Source organism: Hahella sp. HNIBRBA332 (assembly GCF_030719035.1).
Classification (GTDB): domain Bacteria; phylum Pseudomonadota; class Gammaproteobacteria; order Pseudomonadales; family Oleiphilaceae; genus Hahella.
In genome coordinates this window covers 5,902,547-5,922,083 of record NZ_CP132203.1, presented here as the reverse complement: position 1 = coordinate 5,922,083, position 19,537 = coordinate 5,902,547, and the positions used below count along the sequence as shown (strand labels likewise).

General features: G+C 53.0%; 18 protein-coding genes. 9 read left to right on the top strand and 9 right to left on the bottom strand.

Annotated features, from left to right (window positions below):
* Positions 1-53 precede the first annotated feature (53 nt).
* From O5O45_RS26130 to O5O45_RS26105, 6 genes are all read left to right on the top strand, one after another.
* The gene (locus O5O45_RS26130) at positions 54-3,683 is read left to right on the top strand and encodes an ATP-binding protein (RefSeq protein WP_305902245.1); all 3,630 of its coding nucleotides are present in this window, start codon (positions 54-56) and stop codon (positions 3,681-3,683) included.
* Between the two features lie 157 nt (positions 3,684-3,840).
* Positions 3,841-4,866 carry a substrate-binding domain-containing protein gene (locus O5O45_RS26125; protein WP_305902244.1) on the top strand — a complete coding sequence of 342 codons (1,026 nt, stop codon included), beginning with the start codon at positions 3,841-3,843 and terminating at the stop codon, positions 4,864-4,866.
* Between the two features lie 281 nt (positions 4,867-5,147).
* Complete coding sequence (locus tag O5O45_RS26120) at positions 5,148-5,714, top strand: DUF4190 domain-containing protein (protein WP_305902243.1); 567 nt, start codon at positions 5,148-5,150, stop codon at positions 5,712-5,714.
* Positions 5,715-5,901: 187 nt separating this feature from the next.
* Positions 5,902-6,132: a DUF2061 domain-containing protein gene (locus tag O5O45_RS26115; RefSeq protein ID WP_305902242.1), complete on the top strand. Its 231-nt coding sequence runs from the start codon at positions 5,902-5,904 to the stop codon at positions 6,130-6,132.
* Between the two features lie 35 nt (positions 6,133-6,167).
* On the top strand, positions 6,168-8,840 hold the full coding sequence (gene acnA / locus O5O45_RS26110; protein ID WP_305902241.1) for an aconitate hydratase AcnA: 2,673 nt from the start codon (positions 6,168-6,170) through the stop codon (positions 8,838-8,840).
* A gap of 301 nt (positions 8,841-9,141) precedes the next feature.
* The gene (locus O5O45_RS26105; protein ID WP_305902240.1) at positions 9,142-9,408 is read left to right on the top strand and encodes a hypothetical protein; all 267 of its coding nucleotides are present in this window, start codon (positions 9,142-9,144) and stop codon (positions 9,406-9,408) included.
* Positions 9,409-9,547: 139 nt separating this feature from the next.
* Here O5O45_RS26105 and O5O45_RS26100 read toward each other — a convergent pair whose 3' ends face one another.
* The 6 genes from O5O45_RS26100 to O5O45_RS26075 all read right to left on the bottom strand — a co-directional run bounded on the left by O5O45_RS26100 (position 9,548) and on the right by O5O45_RS26075 (position 14,152).
* On the bottom strand, positions 9,548-10,168 hold the full coding sequence (locus O5O45_RS26100) for a PEP-CTERM sorting domain-containing protein (protein ID WP_305902239.1): 621 nt from the start codon (positions 10,166-10,168) through the stop codon (positions 9,548-9,550).
* A 605-nt stretch (positions 10,169-10,773) separates the two neighbouring features.
* Positions 10,774-12,114, bottom strand: a complete 1,341-nt coding sequence (locus tag O5O45_RS26095) for a hypothetical protein (protein WP_305902238.1) — start codon at positions 12,112-12,114, stop codon at positions 10,774-10,776.
* Positions 12,115-12,243: 129 nt separating this feature from the next.
* Positions 12,244-13,005, bottom strand: a complete 762-nt coding sequence (locus O5O45_RS26090) for a M48 family metallopeptidase (protein WP_305902237.1) — start codon at positions 13,003-13,005, stop codon at positions 12,244-12,246.
* A 170-nt stretch (positions 13,006-13,175) separates the two neighbouring features.
* Positions 13,176-13,775 carry a YigZ family protein gene (locus O5O45_RS26085; protein WP_305902236.1) on the bottom strand — a complete coding sequence of 200 codons (600 nt, stop codon included), beginning with the start codon at positions 13,773-13,775 and terminating at the stop codon, positions 13,176-13,178.
* 37 nt (positions 13,776-13,812) lie between these two features.
* Positions 13,813-13,983 carry an SDR family oxidoreductase gene (locus O5O45_RS26080; RefSeq protein ID WP_305902235.1) on the bottom strand — a complete coding sequence of 57 codons (171 nt, stop codon included), beginning with the start codon at positions 13,981-13,983 and terminating at the stop codon, positions 13,813-13,815.
* Positions 13,967-14,152 carry an SDR family NAD(P)-dependent oxidoreductase gene (locus O5O45_RS26075; protein ID WP_305902234.1) on the bottom strand — a complete coding sequence of 62 codons (186 nt, stop codon included), beginning with the start codon at positions 14,150-14,152 and terminating at the stop codon, positions 13,967-13,969. The genes O5O45_RS26080 and O5O45_RS26075 overlap by 17 nt, the downstream gene beginning before the upstream one ends.
* 15 nt (positions 14,153-14,167) lie before the next feature.
* Between O5O45_RS26075 and O5O45_RS26070 the strand changes: the two genes are divergently transcribed.
* Positions 14,168-14,485 (top strand): hypothetical protein, encoded by a 318-nt coding sequence (locus tag O5O45_RS26070; RefSeq protein ID WP_305902233.1) that lies wholly within the window; start codon positions 14,168-14,170, stop codon positions 14,483-14,485.
* On the opposite strand, the gene O5O45_RS26065 is transcribed toward O5O45_RS26070, so the two are convergent.
* Complete coding sequence (locus O5O45_RS26065; RefSeq protein WP_305902232.1) at positions 14,461-15,081, bottom strand: class I SAM-dependent methyltransferase; 621 nt, start codon at positions 15,079-15,081, stop codon at positions 14,461-14,463. The genes O5O45_RS26070 and O5O45_RS26065 overlap by 25 nt on opposite strands.
* A gap of 133 nt (positions 15,082-15,214) precedes the next feature.
* Between O5O45_RS26065 and O5O45_RS26060 the strand changes: the two genes are divergently transcribed.
* Together O5O45_RS26060 and O5O45_RS26055 are read left to right on the top strand one after the other, a co-directional pair.
* A complete protein-coding gene (locus tag O5O45_RS26060; protein WP_305902231.1) occupies positions 15,215-15,898 on the top strand; it encodes an SIR2 family NAD-dependent protein deacylase in 684 nt (227 codons plus the stop codon).
* A gap of 165 nt (positions 15,899-16,063) precedes the next feature.
* Complete coding sequence (locus O5O45_RS26055) at positions 16,064-16,831, top strand: oxygen-binding di-iron domain-containing protein (RefSeq protein WP_011400555.1); 768 nt, start codon at positions 16,064-16,066, stop codon at positions 16,829-16,831.
* A gap of 19 nt (positions 16,832-16,850) precedes the next feature.
* On the opposite strand, the gene O5O45_RS26050 is transcribed toward O5O45_RS26055, so the two are convergent.
* Together O5O45_RS26050 and O5O45_RS26045 are read right to left on the bottom strand one after the other, a co-directional pair.
* Positions 16,851-17,543: a DUF4336 domain-containing protein gene (locus O5O45_RS26050; RefSeq protein WP_305902230.1), complete on the bottom strand. Its 693-nt coding sequence runs from the start codon at positions 17,541-17,543 to the stop codon at positions 16,851-16,853.
* A 147-nt stretch (positions 17,544-17,690) separates the two neighbouring features.
* Positions 17,691-19,124: a PEP-CTERM sorting domain-containing protein gene (locus O5O45_RS26045; RefSeq protein ID WP_305902229.1), complete on the bottom strand. Its 1,434-nt coding sequence runs from the start codon at positions 19,122-19,124 to the stop codon at positions 17,691-17,693.
* Positions 19,125-19,537: the final 413 nt, after the last annotated feature.

The window sequence follows — 19,537 nt, the reverse complement described above, 5'->3', positions numbered from 1 at the left end:
CCAGGGATGGTAACTAATAAGGCGGCGTCCACCATCAGTGATTTGAGAGCACCATGTTTCTAAAGAAATGCATCTACGTTAACTGGGGCAACATCCCCAACAGCGAATTCGATTTCGGCCCCATTAACCTGCTTTCCGGGGGCAACGGTTCCGGTAAAACCACGTCGGCGGACGCCATTCAGACCGTGATGACCGCCGCCCACGATTACCTGTTCACCTATAATCCCGGCCAGGATGAAACCACCCAACGGGGTCGCGGCGGTAAACAGGTGCGCACTTTGTCTTCCTATGTACTCGGCTGCGACGATGGCAGCTTCGCCCGTCTGGAGCCAACCGAAGGCTATATCGCCGCCTGCTTTCACCCGACGACAGGAGAGTCCGCCGAGCCCTTCACCGCCATCATCTGCTGCCGCGCCCACATCGATCAGGCCGGCTCGCAGCGGGTGGCGCGCCAGGACGACCTGTTCTTCCTGATTCTGCCTGGGGCGGAAATCAGCCTGTCCGATCTGCAGGGCGAAGACGCCAGCGGCGACAAATTCGTCATGCCCATGGACAAGATCGTGGCGCGCCTGCGCAAGAAATTCGAAGTGGAGAAGTACGATACCAAGAAAGGCTATTTAAAACGTCTTTACGGTATTCTGCGCGGCAAATCCCATGAGGTGCCGGAGCGGGAGGCGATGAACGCCGCTCGCGCGTTCTCCCGTTTCATGGCCTATAAGCCGGTGAAAAGCATCAATGATTTCGTCGCGAATGAAATCCTGGAGAAAAAAGACCTGGGCGAAGCGATCCGCTCCGTCTCCGATCTGCTGAAAACCATCCACGGGATGGAGAGCGACGCTTCCCGCCTCAAGAACGCCATTCGCATCCTCAGTGACGCCATGGGCTATGGCGAGAGCTATATTCAACGCTGGATCGATTTGAATGTCTGGCAATACGTCGCTGCGCGCCACCAGTATCTGACGGATCAGGAAGCCTATCTCACCGCCAAGAAGCAGCAAAAATCCCTGCAGGATGAGAAAGTCTCCAACCAACAGGAGCGCGACACCCTGGAAGCCCGGCATGACCAGATCGAGGGCCGCCTGCTGGAGCTGACCGCCAAACGCATGGGCCATCAGCCGCTGCAGCAGAAAGACGAGCTGGAGAAACTGATCGCCGCCAATGGCCGCGCCCTGCACGAACAAGCGCCGGGGCTGCTGGAGCAGAATCATCGTCTGGACGCCATCTTCCAGGCCACCAATAACATCATCAACCTGATGAAAAGCCAGAATATTCTGGATGACGTACCACGTCTGGGCCATAAGGATGTGTGGGCGGGAGCGCTGGAGTTCAGTCAACTGAAACAGCACGGACAGGTGGATTTCGCCGCCCTGCTGGGGCGCGACTGGGTGGATATCTCCCCACTCGAAAGCCACCTTGATCAAGCGTTATTAATTCAGCAGAAAGCCAATCAATGGCAGCGCCAGTGGCACGATGGCGAAATCAGCGCCGATGGCGTCAGCCTGCGCGACCAAGTCAGCCGCGCTCTGCACCGGCGTGAAAGCTTGAATCAGAAGCTGGAGCAACAACGCCACCAGAAACAGGCGGAAATCGAAAGCCTGGAGACGCGTCAGGTCACCTATCCTTACCACGTCAAAACGGCGTTAGAGGCGATTCGCCGGGAATGCCCCGAGGCGGACCCCCGAGTGCTCTGCGATTACGTCGAGATTAAAGATCCCAATTGGCAAAACGCCATCGAAGGCTATGTCGGCGGCGGCCGCTTCTCAATCCTGGTGGAGCCGGAGTACGAAGCCCGCGCCACCCGCATCCTACGTTCGCTGAAAGGCGGCGGACAGGCTCGCGTGATCCAGGGCGAAAAAGCCCGTCGCGACTGCGAACGCATGAACCTGGACAAGGACTCTATTATTCATGTCATGGAGTTCAGCCACGCCACCGCACACTACTACATCACCGCCAGCTACGGCAATGTACTGCGGGTGCGCTCGGAGGAAGAACTGCGAATGACGCGTCGTGGCGTCACCGCCAATGGCCTGGGCTCCGGTTCTTACAGTATGTTCCGCTGCGATGTCGCCGACAGTGAGCTGGTATTCGGCCAGCAAGCGCGGGAACGCGCTCTGGACGCGAAAAGAGAAGAGCTGCAGCAAATCCGTATCGAACACCAACGCGCCAGCGAACAGTGGCAGGAGTTGTCCAATCTGTTGCGCGCTGCGGATCAGATCAAGCCGCTATCCTACGCCGACCGCCTGAAAGCCATGCTCGACATTCACCGCGAGCTGCGCGAAGCGGAAGATCGCTTGGCCCACCTGGACCTGGCCGACTTCGAGCAGCTGGAACAAGAGCTGGAGCAACTTAAGCAACAAGACAAAGAACTCAAGCAGCGCATTGAAGTTCTTCTCAAGCGGGAAGGCAGTCTGCAAACCGAGCTGGCGCAAAAAGCGGATCTCTGCAAGGCCCTGAGCGAACGCAAAGACGCCTCGGAAACCAAGCAGGACGAGAAAGAAGAGTCCCTGCGCTCAATCGCGTCCCTATGGCCTAATTTCGATAGTGAAGCCCGCCTGCAGGAGGCGGATCAATGTGCGGAAAGCATTCGTTCCGACCAGTTGCACTTGGAACTGCAGGATACTCAGTCCAACATTGAAAGTCTGGCGCGACAGTTCGAGAACAAACTGATCGAGCACAACCAGTCAAGCAATCCGCTGGATCAGATCGCCTATCTGCCTGACTATGATCAGATGCACAACCGCGCATTCTTCAGCCGCATCTGTGAAGTCAGCCGGGAGATCGACAAGATCCGCAACCGCCTGAAAAACAATATTCTGGTGGAAAAACAAGAGAAGCTGGCGCAGTTGAAACTGGCGTTCAACAACACCTTCGTCACTCATCTCTGCCATGCCATCTATCAAGCCATCAATGACGGCAAGAAGATCCTGGAGGACATGAACCGGGAGCTGGAGCACCATCGTTTCGGCGCCGATCGCGAATCCTTCCGTTTCGACTGGACCTGGGTGCCGGAATTCAAGGAATACTGGGATTTCTTCAAAGAAATCATCGCCCTGCCTAATCTTGGCGAAGGCGCGACCTTGTTTGACGCGGAGTTGTCGAAGAAAGCCTCGCAAGTACGCGATCGCATGATGGCGATGTTGCTGTCCGACGACGAGCAAAAGGCGATGCGGGAGCTTGAACGCATCTCAGATTATCGCAACTACCGCAATTACGAGATCTATAAGGAGCCACAAGGCAAGCAGCCGATTCCATTATCTCAATACGGCACCGGCAGCGGCGGCCAGTTGGAGACGCCCGCCTACATCATCCGCTCAGCGGCGATCACCTCCGCATTCCGGTTCAACGAAGGCGACAGCCATCTGCGTATGGTGCTGGTGGACGAAGCCTTCTCGAAAATGGACGAAACCCGCTCCCGCGAGGTCATCAACTATCTGACTCAGACGTTGGGCCTGCAGCTGGTATTCATTATGCCCACCAGCAAATCCGGCCCCTTCATGGACCTGATCAGCAACCAGTTCGTGTTCACCAAGTGCCCTACCACCCGCCCGGTTGGCGAACTGCAAACCCGCGTTCTGGTAGACAGGCAAAAATGCAATCAGGAAAAAATCGCCGAACTCTGGGCCAACCACCGCAAACAAATCCGTCATCAGTTTGCGTTGGATTTTATGGAAGAGTTTGGTTGAAGACGCTTTAGCTTACGTTAAGCCGAGGGCTCCCGCCCTCGCGCTTATTCTGATTGCTCCTCCATCACGACGCCATTAATGGCTATTGCCGTGTATTTCACGGAAATTGCTCCATACTTAGAGACATCACTGGTTTCAATGAGTTTTGGAGATGCACATGGACTGTCGATCCTGGCTCTTTGGGATCCATCTCTTCACAGCACTGTCGCTATCCCTGGCCGCTTCTGCGACGCAGGCCTCCGGACGCATTTTCGGCATCGCCGGCAAGAGCGTGGAGGACATCAACTTCATCAACGCCTGGAAGGGATGTGAAGAAGAAGCCCGCCTTAATGACGACACCTGCATTCACATTGGGGAGGTCGGCCCTGCGCACTTCCGCAATCAGGACCGCGCCCTGTTGGATGCAATGGAGCGACGCATAGACGGCATCGCCGTTTCCATTACCAACTCCGAGTTTCTCTTCGCCAGCTCCTTACGCGCCGCCTCGGAACGCGGCATTCCCGTTATCACTTTCGACTCCGATCTGGAAAAGCAGCACGCAAGCTTACGCAGCGCATATGTAGGTCCGGACAACTTGGGCTTCGGGCGCAACCTGGGCGCCCAGGCGATGCGCCTGCGCCCGCAAGGCGGCTCCGTTTGCCTGATGAGCGGCGGTCCTTACAACCCTAATCTCAACGCCCGTTTGCAGGGCGTGCGTCAGGTGCTTAGCGGCGATGACGCCTTTCCCGCCGGGCAAAAGTTAAAAGGCGAAAACGGCTGGCAAGAGCCTGAGCGTTGCCCCTGGTACAACTGGGACAAGTATGACCGCGCATTACTGCAGATGCGGGAAGCGATTTACAACAAGGAAATACATGCTTTCGTCTCTGTCGGAGCCTGGCCGCAAAGCGATCTCAGCCTGTATCGTGAAATTCTGATGCCGGCGAAAGCCGAGTACCTGGACTCACTGAATAAAATCATCATCATTGGCATTGGCACGCCACTGCCCGAACAGCTTGATCAACTGAGTGAAAAGCTCGTCCACGCCTACGTATCCATTGACTTCGCGGAGATGGGACGAATCAGTTACCGCTATTTGAAAAAGCTCTCCGAGGGGGAACGAGTTCCCGAAGTCACCTATACGGAAAACCGCATCTATCGCTGGGACGATCCCGCTATTATAGAAAGACGCGTCGCCAAGGAGTGACCGGTTTAGCCTCCTCTGCGCCCATCTCCTTCAACCGCACAGGGCGGAAAAGCCATGTCCGCCCGTTGCTCATCGCATCCTTCCCATCTACATAAGCAGTCCGACAAGGACTGGATAAACGGTGCTTTCTCTCTGATTCTATTTGATATTTTTCCAGTAAAGCGACCCAACGCCCTAGGGTTTGCCCCAGGCTACTTCCGCTGTTTGCGTCCGTTACACTAACCGGCTTCCCTATTTTCCAAATGACGCATATAGAGTTCCAGCAGACTTAGGTGAGAGATATGGACGGAGTAGTGCTTGATATCAACCATAACAACCGTGAAGGCGTGTTGAGATGTCATCAAGGCAACCGTTACGCCTTTAGCCTGGCTGAGTGGAAAAGTCAGGAAGCGCCACGACGGGGAGACAAAGTGGACTTCCTGCCGCTAGGTACACTGGCGACGGAAATCTATTTCCTGGAAAGAGCCGCCACACCAGAGCCAACGCCTGCGCCAGGCGCGTCAGCTCAAGCAGTTAGCCCTTCTCCCGCTGCGCATACGCCCCCGTCGTCGCAATCGCAATCGCAATCGAGAGAACGCGTCAACACCAACCCGACATCGGGCAAAGCCACGTTTTCCCACACCTCCGGCCTGGCGGTCACCAGCTTTATCTTCAGCCTTATCGGGCTGTTCTTCTTTGGTTCCCTGATAGCGATCATCTGTGGACATATCGCCCTCCACAAAATTCGGGAAAGCGCTGGCGTGCTGACCGGCGCAGGACTGGCTATCACCGGATTAGTGCTGGGTTATCTGGGGTTGCTAGGCTCAATTCTATGGATTGGCTATCAGGTTTATCATCAACAACTCTGAGCTGGATCTGCGTCCTGTATTAGCAATCCACTCTGGCGCTCATTACTTAAAAACACCAGTATTCACTCCTGCATCTGATTAAACATATCAATCGGAAGCATAGTTATGATTACCTTTTACAATAATGAGAATCATTCTAATCTACCCCTGACACATAAACGGCTACCGTGGTACGGGGGAGTCAGACATGATCAAAACGTTAACCTTCGCCATCATCCATTTCAGCGTCGCCTTCACTGTCGGGTACCTGTTAACCGGCGACCTCATCGTCGGAGGCGCTATCGCATTAGTGGAGCCACTGTGCAACACTGTAGCCTATTTCTTTCATGAAAAGGCCTGGGAACGGTTCGGCCGGTTATCCAAGCCCGCCTCCTCTCCCAATGCAGCAGTACATGGAGCCGGCGCCGCAAGCGGTTAACCTTCCTTCCCGACCAGGCGGATCAAGGAGGCGCCATGAATAGTTTTAACACTCTCTCCAATTTATCCGTCGGAGACCGCAGCTATCGCATCCATCGGTTACCTTCAATGCCGGCGGAATATAAGGTCGAAAGGCTGCCCTATTCCATCAAGATCCTGCTGGAAAATCTGTTGCGGCGGGAAGATGGTTATAGCATCACCAAAGATGACATCGCCGCTCTCGCGCAATGGGACGCCAACGCCCAACCCAGCACGCAGGTTGCGTTCACGCCAGCGCGGGTTGTCTTACAGGATTTCACCGGGGTTCCAGTGGTAGTGGATCTGGCCGCCATGCGCGACGCGATGATGAGTCTCGGCGGCGATCCCAAGTTGATTAATCCCCTTGAGCCAGTAGATCTGGTCATCGACCATTCCGTGATGGTCGACTATTTCGGTGACAACGACGCCCTTGCGCGCAACACTCAAATTGAATTCGAGCGCAATGAAGAACGTTACAAGTTTCTGCGTTGGGGACAAAAAGCGTTTTCCAACTTCAGAGTAGTGCCTCCCGGCACCGGCATCGTACATCAAGTGAACCTGGAATATCTGGGACAGGTGGTGATGCAGAAAGAAATCGACGGTGAGTGGTTCGCTTATCCCGACACGCTGGTAGGCACTGATTCTCACACCACCATGATCAATGGCCTCGGCATACTGGGCTGGGGCGTTGGCGGTATTGAAGCAGAAGCCGCCATGCTGGGGCAACCGGTGAGCATGCTGGCGCCGGAAGTCGTGGGCTTCAAATTCACCGGCAAGCTCGCCGAAGGCGCGACCGCCACAGACCTCGTTCTCACTGTCACGCAAATACTGCGCAAGAAAGGCGTGGTGGGTAAATTCGTCGAGTTTTATGGCGATGGTCTCGATCACCTGCCCTTGGCTGACCGCGCCACCATCGCCAATATGGCGCCGGAGTATGGCGCCACCTGCGGCATCTTCCCTGTGGATAAAGAGACTTTAGCCTACCTTAAGCTTTCAGGCAGAGAAGACAGTCTGATCAATCTGGTGGAAACCTACGCCAAAGCCCAGGGACTATGGCGGGAAACCGGCTCCAGCCCGGCGGAATATAGTGATACTTTGACGCTGGACCTGGGCTCAGTCACGCCCAGCCTGGCCGGCCCCAAGCGTCCCCAGGACCGCGTCGCGCTCTCCGACGCCAAAGCGTCCTTTGAAAACACCCTGCAGGATTATCTGGACCTGAGCTCCGCTTCCAACAGTATGGCGGGGCAAAAACACAACGGGGAGCCTCATCATCTCCAACATGGGGATGTGGTGATCGCCGCCATTACGTCTTGCACCAACACGTCTAACCCAGCGGTCATGTTGGCGGCAGGGTTAGTGGCGAGAAATGCGCGACAGCGCGGGCTAAACGTCAAACCCTGGGTGAAAACGTCCCTCGCGCCGGGTTCTCAGGTCGTGCCGGCTTATCTCAAAGCCGCGGAGCTAATGGATGATTTGGATGCCCTAGGCTTCAATCTGGTTGGATTCGGTTGCACGACCTGCATCGGTAATTCCGGTCCACTGCCGGAGGCGATTCAAAACGCCATTCGCAAAGACAAACTCATGGTGGCGTCCGTCTTATCCGGTAACCGCAACTTCGAAGGCCGCATACATCCAGAGGTACGCGCCAACTATCTGGCCTCGCCGCCATTAGTGGTCGCCTATGCCCTGGCTGGCTCCATGCGTATGGATATTTACAAAGACCCTCTTGGCCAGGATAAAAATGGCGAGGATGTGTATTTGAAGGATATTTGGCCTTCGCAAAAAGAAGTCGCCGATCTCATCGCCGCCACGGTTTCTTCAGAGCGCTATCGCAGCCAATATGCAGATGTTTTTGCAGGGACTGACGCCTGGCGCGCGTTGCCGGTTCCAGAAGGTAAAACCTATGACTGGCCCGACTCCAGCTACATCAAGAAACCGCCGTTCTTTGACGGCATGACCCTATCGCCACCGCCTTTGCCAAAAATTGAACAGGCGCGGGCATTAGTGAAAGTGGGCGACTCCATCACCACCGACCACATCTCCCCTGCCGGCTCTATCGCGCCGGATAGCCCCGCTGGCAAATATTTGCTCGAATGCGGCGTCGAGCAACGGGATTTCAATAGTCTCGGCAGTCGTCGCGGCAATCATGAAGTGATGATGCGCGGCACCTTCGCCAATGTCAGATTGCGCAACCAACTGGCGCCGGGTACGGAAGGCGGCTGGACGACACACTGGCCCAGCGGCGATGTCGTCAGTATCTTCGACGCCGCCTCACGCTACCGGGAAGACGGAACTCCGCTGATTGTCATCGCCGGGAAAGAGTATGGCTCAGGCTCAAGTCGCGATTGGGCCGCCAAAGGGGTGAGCCTACTTGGAGTGCGAGTAGTCTTGGCGGAAAGCTATGAGCGTATCCACCGTTCCAATTTGGTTGGCTTCGGCGTCTTGCCTCTCCAGTTCAAGGGCGGAGAATCTGCGCAGACATTGAACCTCAACGGAGAGGAAACTTACTCCTTCGGTTCTCTGGAAAGCGCGCCCAAATCAATTACTGTCACCGCCGTAGATAAAGAAGGTTCGAAGAAGACTTTCGACATGGACGTACGCATTGATACGCCAACTGAGTGGGATTACTACCGTCATGGGGGAATTCTGCAGTATGTGGTGAGAGACCTGGCCAGCAAGTCGACATCCTGAAGCTCAGGCCGCGCTCAAATTGCGTTAAGAGACTATCCAGGCCGCACAGCGACGACGCCGCGGCCTGCTTAGCCGTTTGCCTTGGGTCTTCGCTTTTTCGAACACTTAATAATCAGTTTAAAAAATATTGATAACTTGATGTTTTTATATCATATTCATACAAGTGTTGTTGGCCGCACTTTTTGTGGTTATCGCACTATTCCCTAACGCTGAGACAGGCGGCCCGCATAGTTAAGCTCGTCTATTAAGTCCGGGAAGTTCGACTCAAAACCAACACTCAGCAAGACCAAGTACGGTGAACATGACCACCAAGAAAACATCTCAGGAGTTTGAGCGACAGTTGTTTCGCATGGTGCGGGAAGCCAGGTGTATTGGGCGCTCTAATGGAGTTTTCAAAGTCGGACCTGAATTCTCCACGAAACGAATTGAAAATGTGTTGAGCCGGCTGGGATACAGCTTCGCTTCTCACCGTTCGGAAAAAGAAGACGGCGTCTACTGGGAGCTTTGTCTAATGGTTCCAGAAATTCTGGAAGAAAGAATCGTCCCGACGCACTTGCGTTCAATGTGACAAGAAGCGGGAAAAGGAGCGAGTACATCATTGGCGCTAACGCAGCAGCGCACTCTCGCAAAAAATGGAAAGGGAGTTTTTGAGCTAACTCCTGGTTCAGGCCGACGTCTCCGCCGGCCTATTCCATCGGTAACGTCGGTTACGCTTGAGAAGACCTCCTGCGCATCGACAAACCGAGCATGCCCAAACCTAGCAATGCGAATACTCCCGGCTCGGGAACTTCGCTAGTCTCAGCCGCGTCTTTACCGGCGACTCCTGTGAAAAAGAGTTCATCCAGACTGTAAGTTTCAAACAGCGCAGCGAAAGAACCTTCCAGGAACTTGATCGATGAGAAGCCTTGGTCCAGAGCGAAGCCCCAGAAAGTACCGCTCAACGTCGGAGCCATTTCTTCGACAACCTTGCTGCCGTCCAGCAGCTCAATTTCCATCTTGATGCCGGTCCCCTCTCCTCCAGGGCCCGCCAAATCCCAAATGCCGCCAAAAGAGGTGGCGCCGCCTTCAAAGGCGAAAACGGTGGGCGCATAGGTGTCGCTAACACGGTCATAGAACTTTCCGCCGCTGACCGTGGAGTGGCTCCATCCTGAAGAAATACTTAGTCCTGAGGTTAACGCGTCCCGGTCGAAACTTTCGACCTCATAGGCTCCTGTTGTTAACGCCCAAGCAGCTTGATCCGTGTAAATGTCTACAATGGCGGCTTGAGCAGACCCTACAAAGGCCACTGCACTACTTGCTAGAAACAATGCATTAATAACCTTGTGCATGGTTACTCCTTATAATTTTGATTTTGGAGTTACCCGAAAGGCACAAAGTATTCCCTGGTTTAAAAATATAATAAAAAACATATCGTTATATTTTTAACCAATATAAAAGTATATTTTCTCAGTAAAGTTAATGGACACGGCCTTTAGACATAGGCCTAACAAATTTTAATCAATGGATGATTTCACATTTAAATATTCACAAAAAAAAGATATAGGCCCTAAGCAATAGTCCCGACATTTCGCGGATATTAAATATAGACTCTTAGGATTATTCATAAGAGACTATATGTGGTCTTTTACTCAACAATACCTTTATAAATAGACAACTTCCTAACGAAGATAATAATGTGTCACATATTTTAGGAGGCATTATCGACTGCAATTAGCCGATTAAACATGAAGTTATTATCTAGCGGTATTTCACAGGAATGACAAGGGAATTATCGTCAGAATTTTTTACACTTGTAGTTTTCACACTAAAAGCAAGTTCGTTTCGCCTTTTCACTTGCGATACTGATCACAAAATCAACAAACCGGCGTATGAGATACGACTCAACTTCTCCCCACTTTGGGCCTTGGTAACTAGGGCGCTCTGAAAAAACAGATCAAACCATGTCCAATACGACAGGGAATCTTCGCAGATTTTCATCCAACGACTTTATCCGCTCTGGACTATCGCCTCGGAAGTAACAGTAAAGTCTAGGCGTTTTGTCTGCATTATCGCCTTCTAGCTGATAAGGATTGCGGGTGGTTCCTTGAGGCGCCGACAGGTAATCGCTAATGGCGTACAAGTAATGCTGGTTCAGCAGATGCCCCCATGCGTCGATATCCGTACGCAGATAGAGTGGTCCGTCAATATCAATGATAGATGAGCCAGTCTCCCGCAACGGGGAGATGACGCCAAGGCGGGCGACCAGATCATACTGATTAGCGAAGTTTTCGATATAAGGCAGCGCGGTTACGCCACCGCCCATCTCAATGGGCATATTTACTTTGGCGATATAGGTCATGGTGTTGGCGCAATTGGCGAAGGTATATACCTCCAGTTTCTTGAGCAATTTAATGGCGTAAGCGTTAAAACCGCTCTTATCCATGAGGTCAAACTGATCCGGCGTAAGGTGCGCCAGCGCCAAGCGATCAATAAACTCCAGGTTCGCCCAGTCGTTGCATTCCGGGTTATCTTTCAATTTCTGCAACGCTTTCAACGCGCGACTGATCGCACGCAGCACATTGGCGGCGATGATAGTTCCCTGCGAATGACAGAGCGCCACCACCCGCTCCAGCGCCGGATTTTTCATCGCCTCCAGCAACGCGATAGTCGCCTTTACGTCCGGTTCGGTCATGGTCTGAGGAATCTCCAGATCGGGATCGATCTTGAAGCTTTTTCCCACGGCGCACTGAAACAAGTCCAAGAAAAACGAACTGGTCTGATTGTGAATAACCGTCACCGGACGCTGAAACATCTGGCTGATCAGCTGCGAGTTAAGCTCAGCAATGGCCTTGTTGGTCAAAATGCCATTGAGGAAAAACCAGCGTTCGTGACTGAATGAAGTGACGGAATCAAATGGGTCCGACTGCTGAAAGTAGCCGCTAGGACGCCAGAACAGGCGGTTGATAAAAGGAGGAAGAAGGGTCCGCGCCCATTTGTTGGGAAGATGCGAATGAGCCGGGATATTGGCGTCCGCCAGAAACCCGAGCGTACGCTTTAAACGCCAGAGGTCGAGAATGGTGTATTCCGATAATTCTCGGTGTGGCGGCGGCCAGCTTGATATCGGCCCAAAAATGGACTGCAGATAGAACGGCGGAAACATATTCAACGCGCCGCGCACGACCTTGGCCAGATCGCTCCAGGCGTTTTCTTCCGGAAAGGGGAGAAAGTTGGGTTCGGTATAGCCGGACTCCTGTTCGGCCTTACTGATTACAGGACTGATTGTTGTCGCGGCCATCACACACTCCCTGCGTCTGGTTGAACTTTCTTAAGCGTAGTCCCGCTTTGCGGCGGCGCCAAACCGACGCGCGCCGCTCAATCCACTCTCCAGAACAAGCGTTCCCTGATCTGGATAAGGCTTTACTTGTTACAGGCGATTGATCTCTTCCTGAATTTTCTCCAATCGCTTCTCATTGGACGGATGTGAACTCAGGAAGCTGGATTCACCACCGACTTTCTTCTGCAAGGTCTCAATAGAGCGCTTCATGGCGTAGGGGTCTTTACCCAACCGTTTTAGCGATTTCACAGCATAGGCGTCTGCCTCCAGTTCATCCGCCTGAGAAAACCGCGCATTGACGGCGGCGTAAGCGATTTGCCCCAACTGCGACTGAGTCAGTTCACCCACTGTGCCGCCAGCTGAAACCACCGCCTGAAACGCCGCATCCGTCAGCATCTTCTCACGCATCTGCTTGTAGCTGTGTTTGAGTTTGACGTGGCCAATCTCATGCTGCATAACCGCCAGCACCTGGTCGTCGGGCATGACGTCCATCAGACCGGAGTATACCCGCACAGTGCCATCCGCCATGGCGAAAGCGTTGATCTGATCGGACAAATAAACCTTGTAGTTCAGCGTTAGCCCGTCTGTGTTTTTCAGATTGCGGGTAATGGCTTCCAAGCGCTTGGCGTATTTGCTGCTGGACGGGGCCACTTTGTTTTCTTTATCCATCTTATCCGCCGCCTGCTGGGACACGGATTTCACCTGGTCTTCCGACAGGGTGGTGGCCTGCAGCACGCCTGCTCCCAGCGTCAATGCGGAGTCAGTGTAGGCGCCGCTATTAGCGCAACCGGACACCAAGCCCAGGCTCAAAATAGGGGCGGCGACTAAAGGCAATAGATGTTTTCGCAACATTCTCAGGCTTCCTCAGCTATAGTTGAACGAACCCGCCCATAAGCAGGTCCGGATTAAATCATTCGGTCTGATTATCAATTCGGGCGCTAACGCGACCATTAGAAATTATGCGGACGCCGCTGGCAACTATCCTATAAGCGCTAACTGACAGGTTACAGTAGTCGCTTTACTTATTCCGCAACCGTCAATGTCACCCCTAAACCAGCGGCGAACTCCTGCAAAGCGGTCAGCTTATCCTGGGGCAACTCGGCGCTGAGCGTGACTTGCTCTGCGTATTCCGCAGTCACATTACGGGCGCCATGTTGATCCAGCCATAAGCGCAATACCTGCTCATGACGAAAATCACAGCTCAGGCTAATGCTGGTCAGGGTTTCCCGAAGCTGAACCGGCAATTCCACCATCGCCTGCTGGGCGGCGCCGGAGTAGGCTCTCACCAATCCGCCCGCTCCCAGTTTGACGCCGCCAAAGTAGCGAATGACGATCACCATGACATCGCCAACGCCCTTATGTTGCAGCACGTTCAATATCGGCTTTCCCGCCGTGCCGCTGGGTTCGCCGTCATCAGACATGGCCGCGCTCTGCGCGGATTTCGGGTTGCCCAACAGATAAGCCCAGCAGTGATGTCCAGCGTCGGGGTAATCCTGTTTCGCCTGCGCCAGCATCGCCATCGCAGCCTCACGACTGTCCGCATAGCCGGCGCGAGTGATGAAACGGCTTTTTTTCACTTCAGAGACAGTTTCCACGGCCGCCGCCGGGGCAAGATAAGACATTAGTCCTCACTCTTGGTATTCCAGTTCAACGCAACATTCAGGTAAGCGACAAGCCTCCATCCACCACCAGCGTGTGGCCGACCACATAACTTGCACTCTCGGAGGCCGGCCAGACAGTGGCTTCCGCCACCTCTTCCGGATTAGCAAAGCGGCCGATAGGCGCCTGCGAGGCGGTTTGCTTCTGTTGCGGATTATGACTGTCTTGCAACTGCGAGGTCCAGCGCGGGGTGCGTGGCCTTCGCCTCTTTCCAGTTGGCGTCGTTTCTGCCGCAGGTGACCACGCAATCCCCCTGACGCAACAGTTTCTTCGCCACGACCAGTTCGATACCCTTACTACCTCCGGTAACTAACGCAATCCGAGCATTGTCTTTATCCATGAGATTATTCCTTTGTTGAGTAATAACGAACATCAATACGCCATCGTGGCGCTGCAGGCTGCGATGAAAGAGCTTTGGGACGCTTCCTATGCAGAGCTGCTGCAGCGCGCCGGAAGTCACAGTGAAACGGCGGTCCTATCGGCTGCCGGAAACCGCTACCTGATAATGATTGATATAGCGCGCCCCAATCAACTGGAATGCGCTGTAGAAATCAGTGGATGTCTGGCGATGATACAAGATGGCGTCACGGTTAAAAGTCGCATCGGGGCCAGCTTTTACGTCACGCCAGATGATCTCAAAGTCGGTGACTATTTGGTCGCCAACGCACAGTAGGAAGTCATTTGCCGACGTTTTTCCTGCAGCATTTCAATGCTGGAAAAGCCCGCCAGGCGCAACAGCGCCATGACGCTGTCTTCAGAGCAAAGCCTAAAGCCATGTCGTGAGAGTGGCTGCCCGTCGGGCTGATTCTCCAAACGAAATCCCAACGCCAGTGTCCCTCCATTGGTGAGTACGCGAACTATCTCGCGAATATTCTCTTCCGGGTCCGGCCAGAAATGCAGCGTATTGGCGCTGCACACTTTGGTGAACGCCGCATCATCAAAGGGAATGCTCTCAACGGAGGCGTTCACCAGCGTCACCCTCCCGGAGGAGATGAGTTTCCGATTATTGCGCGTCGCCCGTGACACCATGGCCATCGACGTATCAATGCCCGCGACTCCGCCGTTGGTGGTGATATGCGCCATTTCACGAATCAGCCTGCCGGCGCCGAAGCCGATTTCAAGCACACGGTCGGAAGGTCCCAGGCACATGGCCTGCTTCATGAACTGATTTAGCTCGTCATGAGCGTTACTCATCCAACTGGCGAGCATGTTTCCTAATAATCCCTGCGAGTCCCTTAAGTGGCGCGCAACAAAAGCGTCGAAACTCATAGCCTCTCCTTGTGAACGACTGGCGCTGACGTAACTCAGCGTCAGGGGTATTCCAGGTTGCCTGGACGGCATATTGTTTGGCATGCTGATTCGCACGCTCAGTGCATTTCCCCAATATTGAAGTACGTTTTTTATGAAGCATATCGTGGTAATTACAGGCGCCGGAATTAGCGCCGAAAGCGGCATTCAAACTTATCGTGGCGAAAACGGCCTTTGGCGCGACACCGACTATAACGAAGTCGCCTCTCTGACAGGCTGGCGCAAAGATCGCGAAAAAGTGCTGACCTACTGGAACGCGCAACGCCGCATCATGGCCGCAGCTCAGCCCAACGCCGCGCACTACGCCCTGAGCCGGCTGGAGGAGTGCTATCTGGTGTCCATCATCACTCAGAATGTGGATAACCTGCATGAGCGCGCTGGTTCCAGTCAAGTACTGCATATCCATGGCGAGTTGATGAAAAGCCGCAGTTCAGTGAACCCTAAGCTGGTTTACCAGCACGGCGATCGGGACATCAACATTGGCGACAAATGCGAAAGAGGCAGCCAGTTACGACCAGACGTAGTCTGGTTTGGCGAACCTGTCCCTTTGTTCTCTCAGGCGCAGAAAATCGTCCATAGCGCCGACATCATGCTGGTGGTGGGTACGTCTCTGGAGGTATATCCCGCCGCTTACCTGGTGGAGAAGCGCATGCGCGGCGTCACCATGTATATCGTCGATCCTAACGCTGATCCAGAGGCGCACGACGCAATAGTGATCAATGAGCCCGCCACCCAGGGTGTGGTCCCCCTGGTCGAACAGCTGCTCGAACAAGCCTGAGCCCCCTATTTTCCTTGATATCTTTATCGTTCAGGCCTCCGTAACCTCTCCATTTTGACCTATATCAGAGCCGCATCGGGCTTGCCACGTACAATACGCCGCTTTCTTGTCAGGTTGTCTTAATTTTAACCGAGACGGCCAGCGCCGAATGGCTATGGAGGGAATATGAGCCAAAAAGCAATGAAGTTGTATGATAAAAATGGGCATATCTGCCTGTTCCTGACCGGTCTGGTCGAAGGGGAAGCGATTCCCAGCAATCAATTGGTCATCGTGGACCATGGCGAAGCCGCGCTCTTTGATCCCGGCGGCGAACTGACCTACACGCCGCTTTCCATTGAACTGTCCAAACACATTTCCATCAAGTCCTCCCTGCGTTATGTCTTCGCCTCGCATCAGGACCCGGACATCATCACTTCGTTGCCGCGCTGGCTGATGCATACTGACTGTCAGGTAGTAACCTCACGTCTGTGGGCTCGCTTCCTGCCGCATTTGGTGTCGGAGTTCGTCTCCGGAAAGATGAATAAATCTCTCAGCCACCGCATGGTGGAGTTGCCGGACGACGGAGCGCAGATCCCCTTGGGCAAATCCCAGATTCGCGCGGTGCCTGCGCACTTTTTACACTCAGTTGGTAACTTTCACTTCTACGATCCAGTCAGCAAAATCCTGTTCTCCGGCGACGTCGGCGCCGCCATGACGCCGGGCTGGGATCATGAGCCCGTGCAGGATATGGCTAAGCATATCCCGTTGATGGAAGGCTTTCATAAGCGCTATATGGCTTCTAACAAAGCCTGTCAGGCATGGGTGAATCAGGTGCGCAAACTGGATGTGGAAATGATGCTGCCGCAGCACGGTAAGCCGTTTTTCGGCAAAGACAAAATCGGCCAGTTCCTGTCCTGGTTCGAAGATCTGAAGTGCGGGGTCGACCTGATGTAGACGGCCCCGCGCCGACCTGCTATTTAAGCCAGGAAAAAGACCGCGCCAGAAACTCAGAGCCATGGCCGATCACACATTCGCCATGGGCAATGATAATGTTGTCCGGGCGCCACGCCTGCATTTTGCGTAGCGCGGCCCTGGCTTTGGACCTGCCGAATATAAACGTAAGGCGCCAGTCTATTGGCGTCTTGCCATGAGGCGCGATAATCCCCGTCAGCAAAGCGACCCAGCGTCGCCAACCATGAAAGTGGTCCATCCGGAAGTTTTCGATCAAATCCCCAAGGATCAGAGTGCGACTGCTGCGATGAAAGAAAACCGCTTCTTTCATGGCGAAACTGCCGCGAAACAAAGTCTGGTCCATATCCTTTTCCCATCCAGGCTCCGGGTTTTCGCCCAGTAATCCATCGAAGGAAATATCCTTACGTTTTTCCTGCAAGCCAGGAGTGCCATAGCAGGCGGCGTCTGGGAAATGCGCCATCCACTGAGGCAAAAATAAATGATGAAGTTTATTGGGCGTCACCAGATATTTGACCGGTCCCAGCTCCGCCACTTCCCGAGCTAAATTTTCATCGTAACGAATGGGGGAGTGAACAAGAATATCGCCGTTGGACAAGCGCACCACTGTCATGCGGGTGGTATACGCCAATCCAAAGTAGGGAACCGCTTCGCCGTTGTAGATCCAGAGATTTTCCGCTATTGAAATGAGACTCATGCCTTCCTCCTTGTATGAGCGTTCACATACTGACGTTAGCATATCCTATGCCACTCTCTAGCCAAGACGTCAAATTATTCTAAAAACATAGCCCGCCCAACTACTTCATTTGAAGAGCGAGCCATACTTAAAGCTGCTTGAGCCTAATTACGCCGCTTTACGAAAGCGCCTCGCGCCAGCGAATCCAGCCAGGCCGATGGTCATTAGAACCAGGGTGTAGGGTTCAGGCACGGAATGGCCTTCCACGACTTTCAGGCTGAACAGATTTCCACCATATTTTCTTGGCTCGACACCCCAATCCCAGGCGAGGCCTGGATCTAGTTTCGGCAGTATAAAATTGCTGAACATACCGTAGATATTGAAGTCCGATGTAATCAAGGTGAACTCGTCATCCAGCTGGGGTTTAAAAGTCTCCCACAAGTCAATTTCTAAAGTCCCATCCAAATAAACCTCGCCATCAGTAATCATCAACTTATAGCCAGTCAATACATCTTCATCACCCAACGTCAATGCCAAAGTGCTGGAACTATCCTGAACATAATCGCCTCTATTGCTTGCGATTCGGTTGTTACCGTTGGGACCAATATATACGGCGCCATGATTAGAGTTAATTAGGTCACCATCAATGCCGCCGACGGCGCCAACGGCGTGAAGTTCGCCTCCATCTACTATCACTTCATACGCCAGCAAGCTCCCATTGTCCAGAATCATCAGACCATCTGAAAGTATAGAAATACTACTATCAGACACAATCCCTCCTCCGAGATTGAACGAAACCGTCCCACCAATCTCCAGGCGATCAGCTTCTAAGCGGACATCTGTGCCATCCATTTTCAGGTTTCCGCCTATAAATAGATCTCCGAAATAGGCCCCAGCACTATTTTGAATAGTAAAGTCGCCATTAATGGATGTGCGATTACTAGAACGATCCATATAAACGCTAGCGTTATCCACTACTACTTCACCATCAAATCTAGCGCTCCCGCCGACGCTGGCATCACGATATCCATCCAATGTTCCCGATACCTTCAAGCTTCCTCCTTTTTCCACGTTTATCCCATTCGACAAGTTCAAATGCGAGCCCTCGGATATTACCAGCTCTCCCTCATCTCCGATTAATACGGAGTGGACATTGTCGATGCTGGCCCCTTGCAGAGTCAGACTGCCTTTTGCGCCAGACTCACTTCCTACCCGAATTGTAGCCAACTCTGCGCTGTCTCTATCCCGAATCACTTGGCCATTCTTCAATACCAAATAGCTATCGGCGTTACCATTCACAGAGATGCCTGACTGCATCGTTAAATCATGTTCATTGAGGTCGATAACAACATGGTCATTCTGCACGGAGACATCACGAATACCTGCGTTTCCCGACAACGATGCGGTATAGGAACTACCTGCATTGGTGTTAAAAGACGCCGTATCCGATGCCCCGGGCGCCGTCCCTCCCGCCCAATTTGCGCCATTATTAAAATCACCGCCGCTTGTATTGCTCCAATCAATGACTGTCGCATGCGCAACAGACGCGCAGCTTACAAACACTAATGAAGTTAAAAATCCCAGACCTTGAGTCGTCTTCACTGTTACACCCCTTGTGTACTGATTTGTTTTATCTAACTCAGATATTTCATCTTTATTCGAGTCATTCTATTTTTATAATCAATAAAACAAATCCATTTCAATCACTCGAAGGACATTTATTAAAATTACTTTAATTTATATAAATCAAATGGTTAATTACAAACGCAACGATTAAGTAAACTTGCAAATAGTCACCCCATTACATGATTAATATTCACGTTTTATGTTCCGGCGGACGAGCTCTAAATGGCGGCTCAAATAGCGAGATGAATGAACTACTTTGTCGCTATATTTGTTGGAAAAAGAGGGTTATCCAGAAATGGAGAACTACCTGTTCTGGTGAATGCGAGGGCGGTACGCTGATGTGAATCAGGTTGAAAGCGCAGATTGCATACTATTTATCAGGCAAGCAA

Excerpts from the sequence above, each read along its gene's own strand:
- acnA (WP_305902241.1), top strand. The coding sequence starts at position 6,168 with ATGAATAGTTTTAACACTCTCTCCAATTTATCCGTCGGAGACCGCAGC.
- O5O45_RS26105 (WP_305902240.1), top strand. The coding sequence starts at position 9,142 with ATGACCACCAAGAAAACATCTCAGGAGTTTGAGCGACAGTTGTTTCGC.
- O5O45_RS26130 (WP_305902245.1), top strand. The coding sequence starts at position 54 with ATGTTTCTAAAGAAATGCATCTACGTTAACTGGGGCAACATCCCCAAC.
- O5O45_RS26115 (WP_305902242.1), top strand. The coding sequence starts at position 5,902 with ATGATCAAAACGTTAACCTTCGCCATCATCCATTTCAGCGTCGCCTTC.
- O5O45_RS26125 (WP_305902244.1), top strand. The coding sequence starts at position 3,841 with ATGGACTGTCGATCCTGGCTCTTTGGGATCCATCTCTTCACAGCACTG.
- O5O45_RS26120 (WP_305902243.1), top strand. The coding sequence starts at position 5,148 with ATGGACGGAGTAGTGCTTGATATCAACCATAACAACCGTGAAGGCGTG.
- O5O45_RS26095 (WP_305902238.1), bottom strand. The coding sequence starts at position 12,114 with ATGGCCGCGACAACAATCAGTCCTGTAATCAGTAAGGCCGAACAGGAG.
- O5O45_RS26050 (WP_305902230.1), bottom strand. The coding sequence starts at position 17,543 with ATGAGTCTCATTTCAATAGCGGAAAATCTCTGGATCTACAACGGCGAA.
- O5O45_RS26060 (WP_305902231.1), top strand. The coding sequence starts at position 15,215 with ATGAAGCATATCGTGGTAATTACAGGCGCCGGAATTAGCGCCGAAAGC.
- O5O45_RS26085 (WP_305902236.1), bottom strand. The coding sequence starts at position 13,775 with ATGTCTTATCTTGCCCCGGCGGCGGCCGTGGAAACTGTCTCTGAAGTG.
- O5O45_RS26100 (WP_305902239.1), bottom strand. The coding sequence starts at position 10,168 with ATGCACAAGGTTATTAATGCATTGTTTCTAGCAAGTAGTGCAGTGGCC.
- O5O45_RS26055 (WP_011400555.1), top strand. The coding sequence starts at position 16,064 with ATGAGCCAAAAAGCAATGAAGTTGTATGATAAAAATGGGCATATCTGC.
- O5O45_RS26075 (WP_305902234.1), bottom strand. The coding sequence starts at position 14,152 with ATGGATAAAGACAATGCTCGGATTGCGTTAGTTACCGGAGGTAGTAAG.
- O5O45_RS26065 (WP_305902232.1), bottom strand. The coding sequence starts at position 15,081 with ATGAGTTTCGACGCTTTTGTTGCGCGCCACTTAAGGGACTCGCAGGGA.
- O5O45_RS26090 (WP_305902237.1), bottom strand. The coding sequence starts at position 13,005 with ATGTTGCGAAAACATCTATTGCCTTTAGTCGCCGCCCCTATTTTGAGC.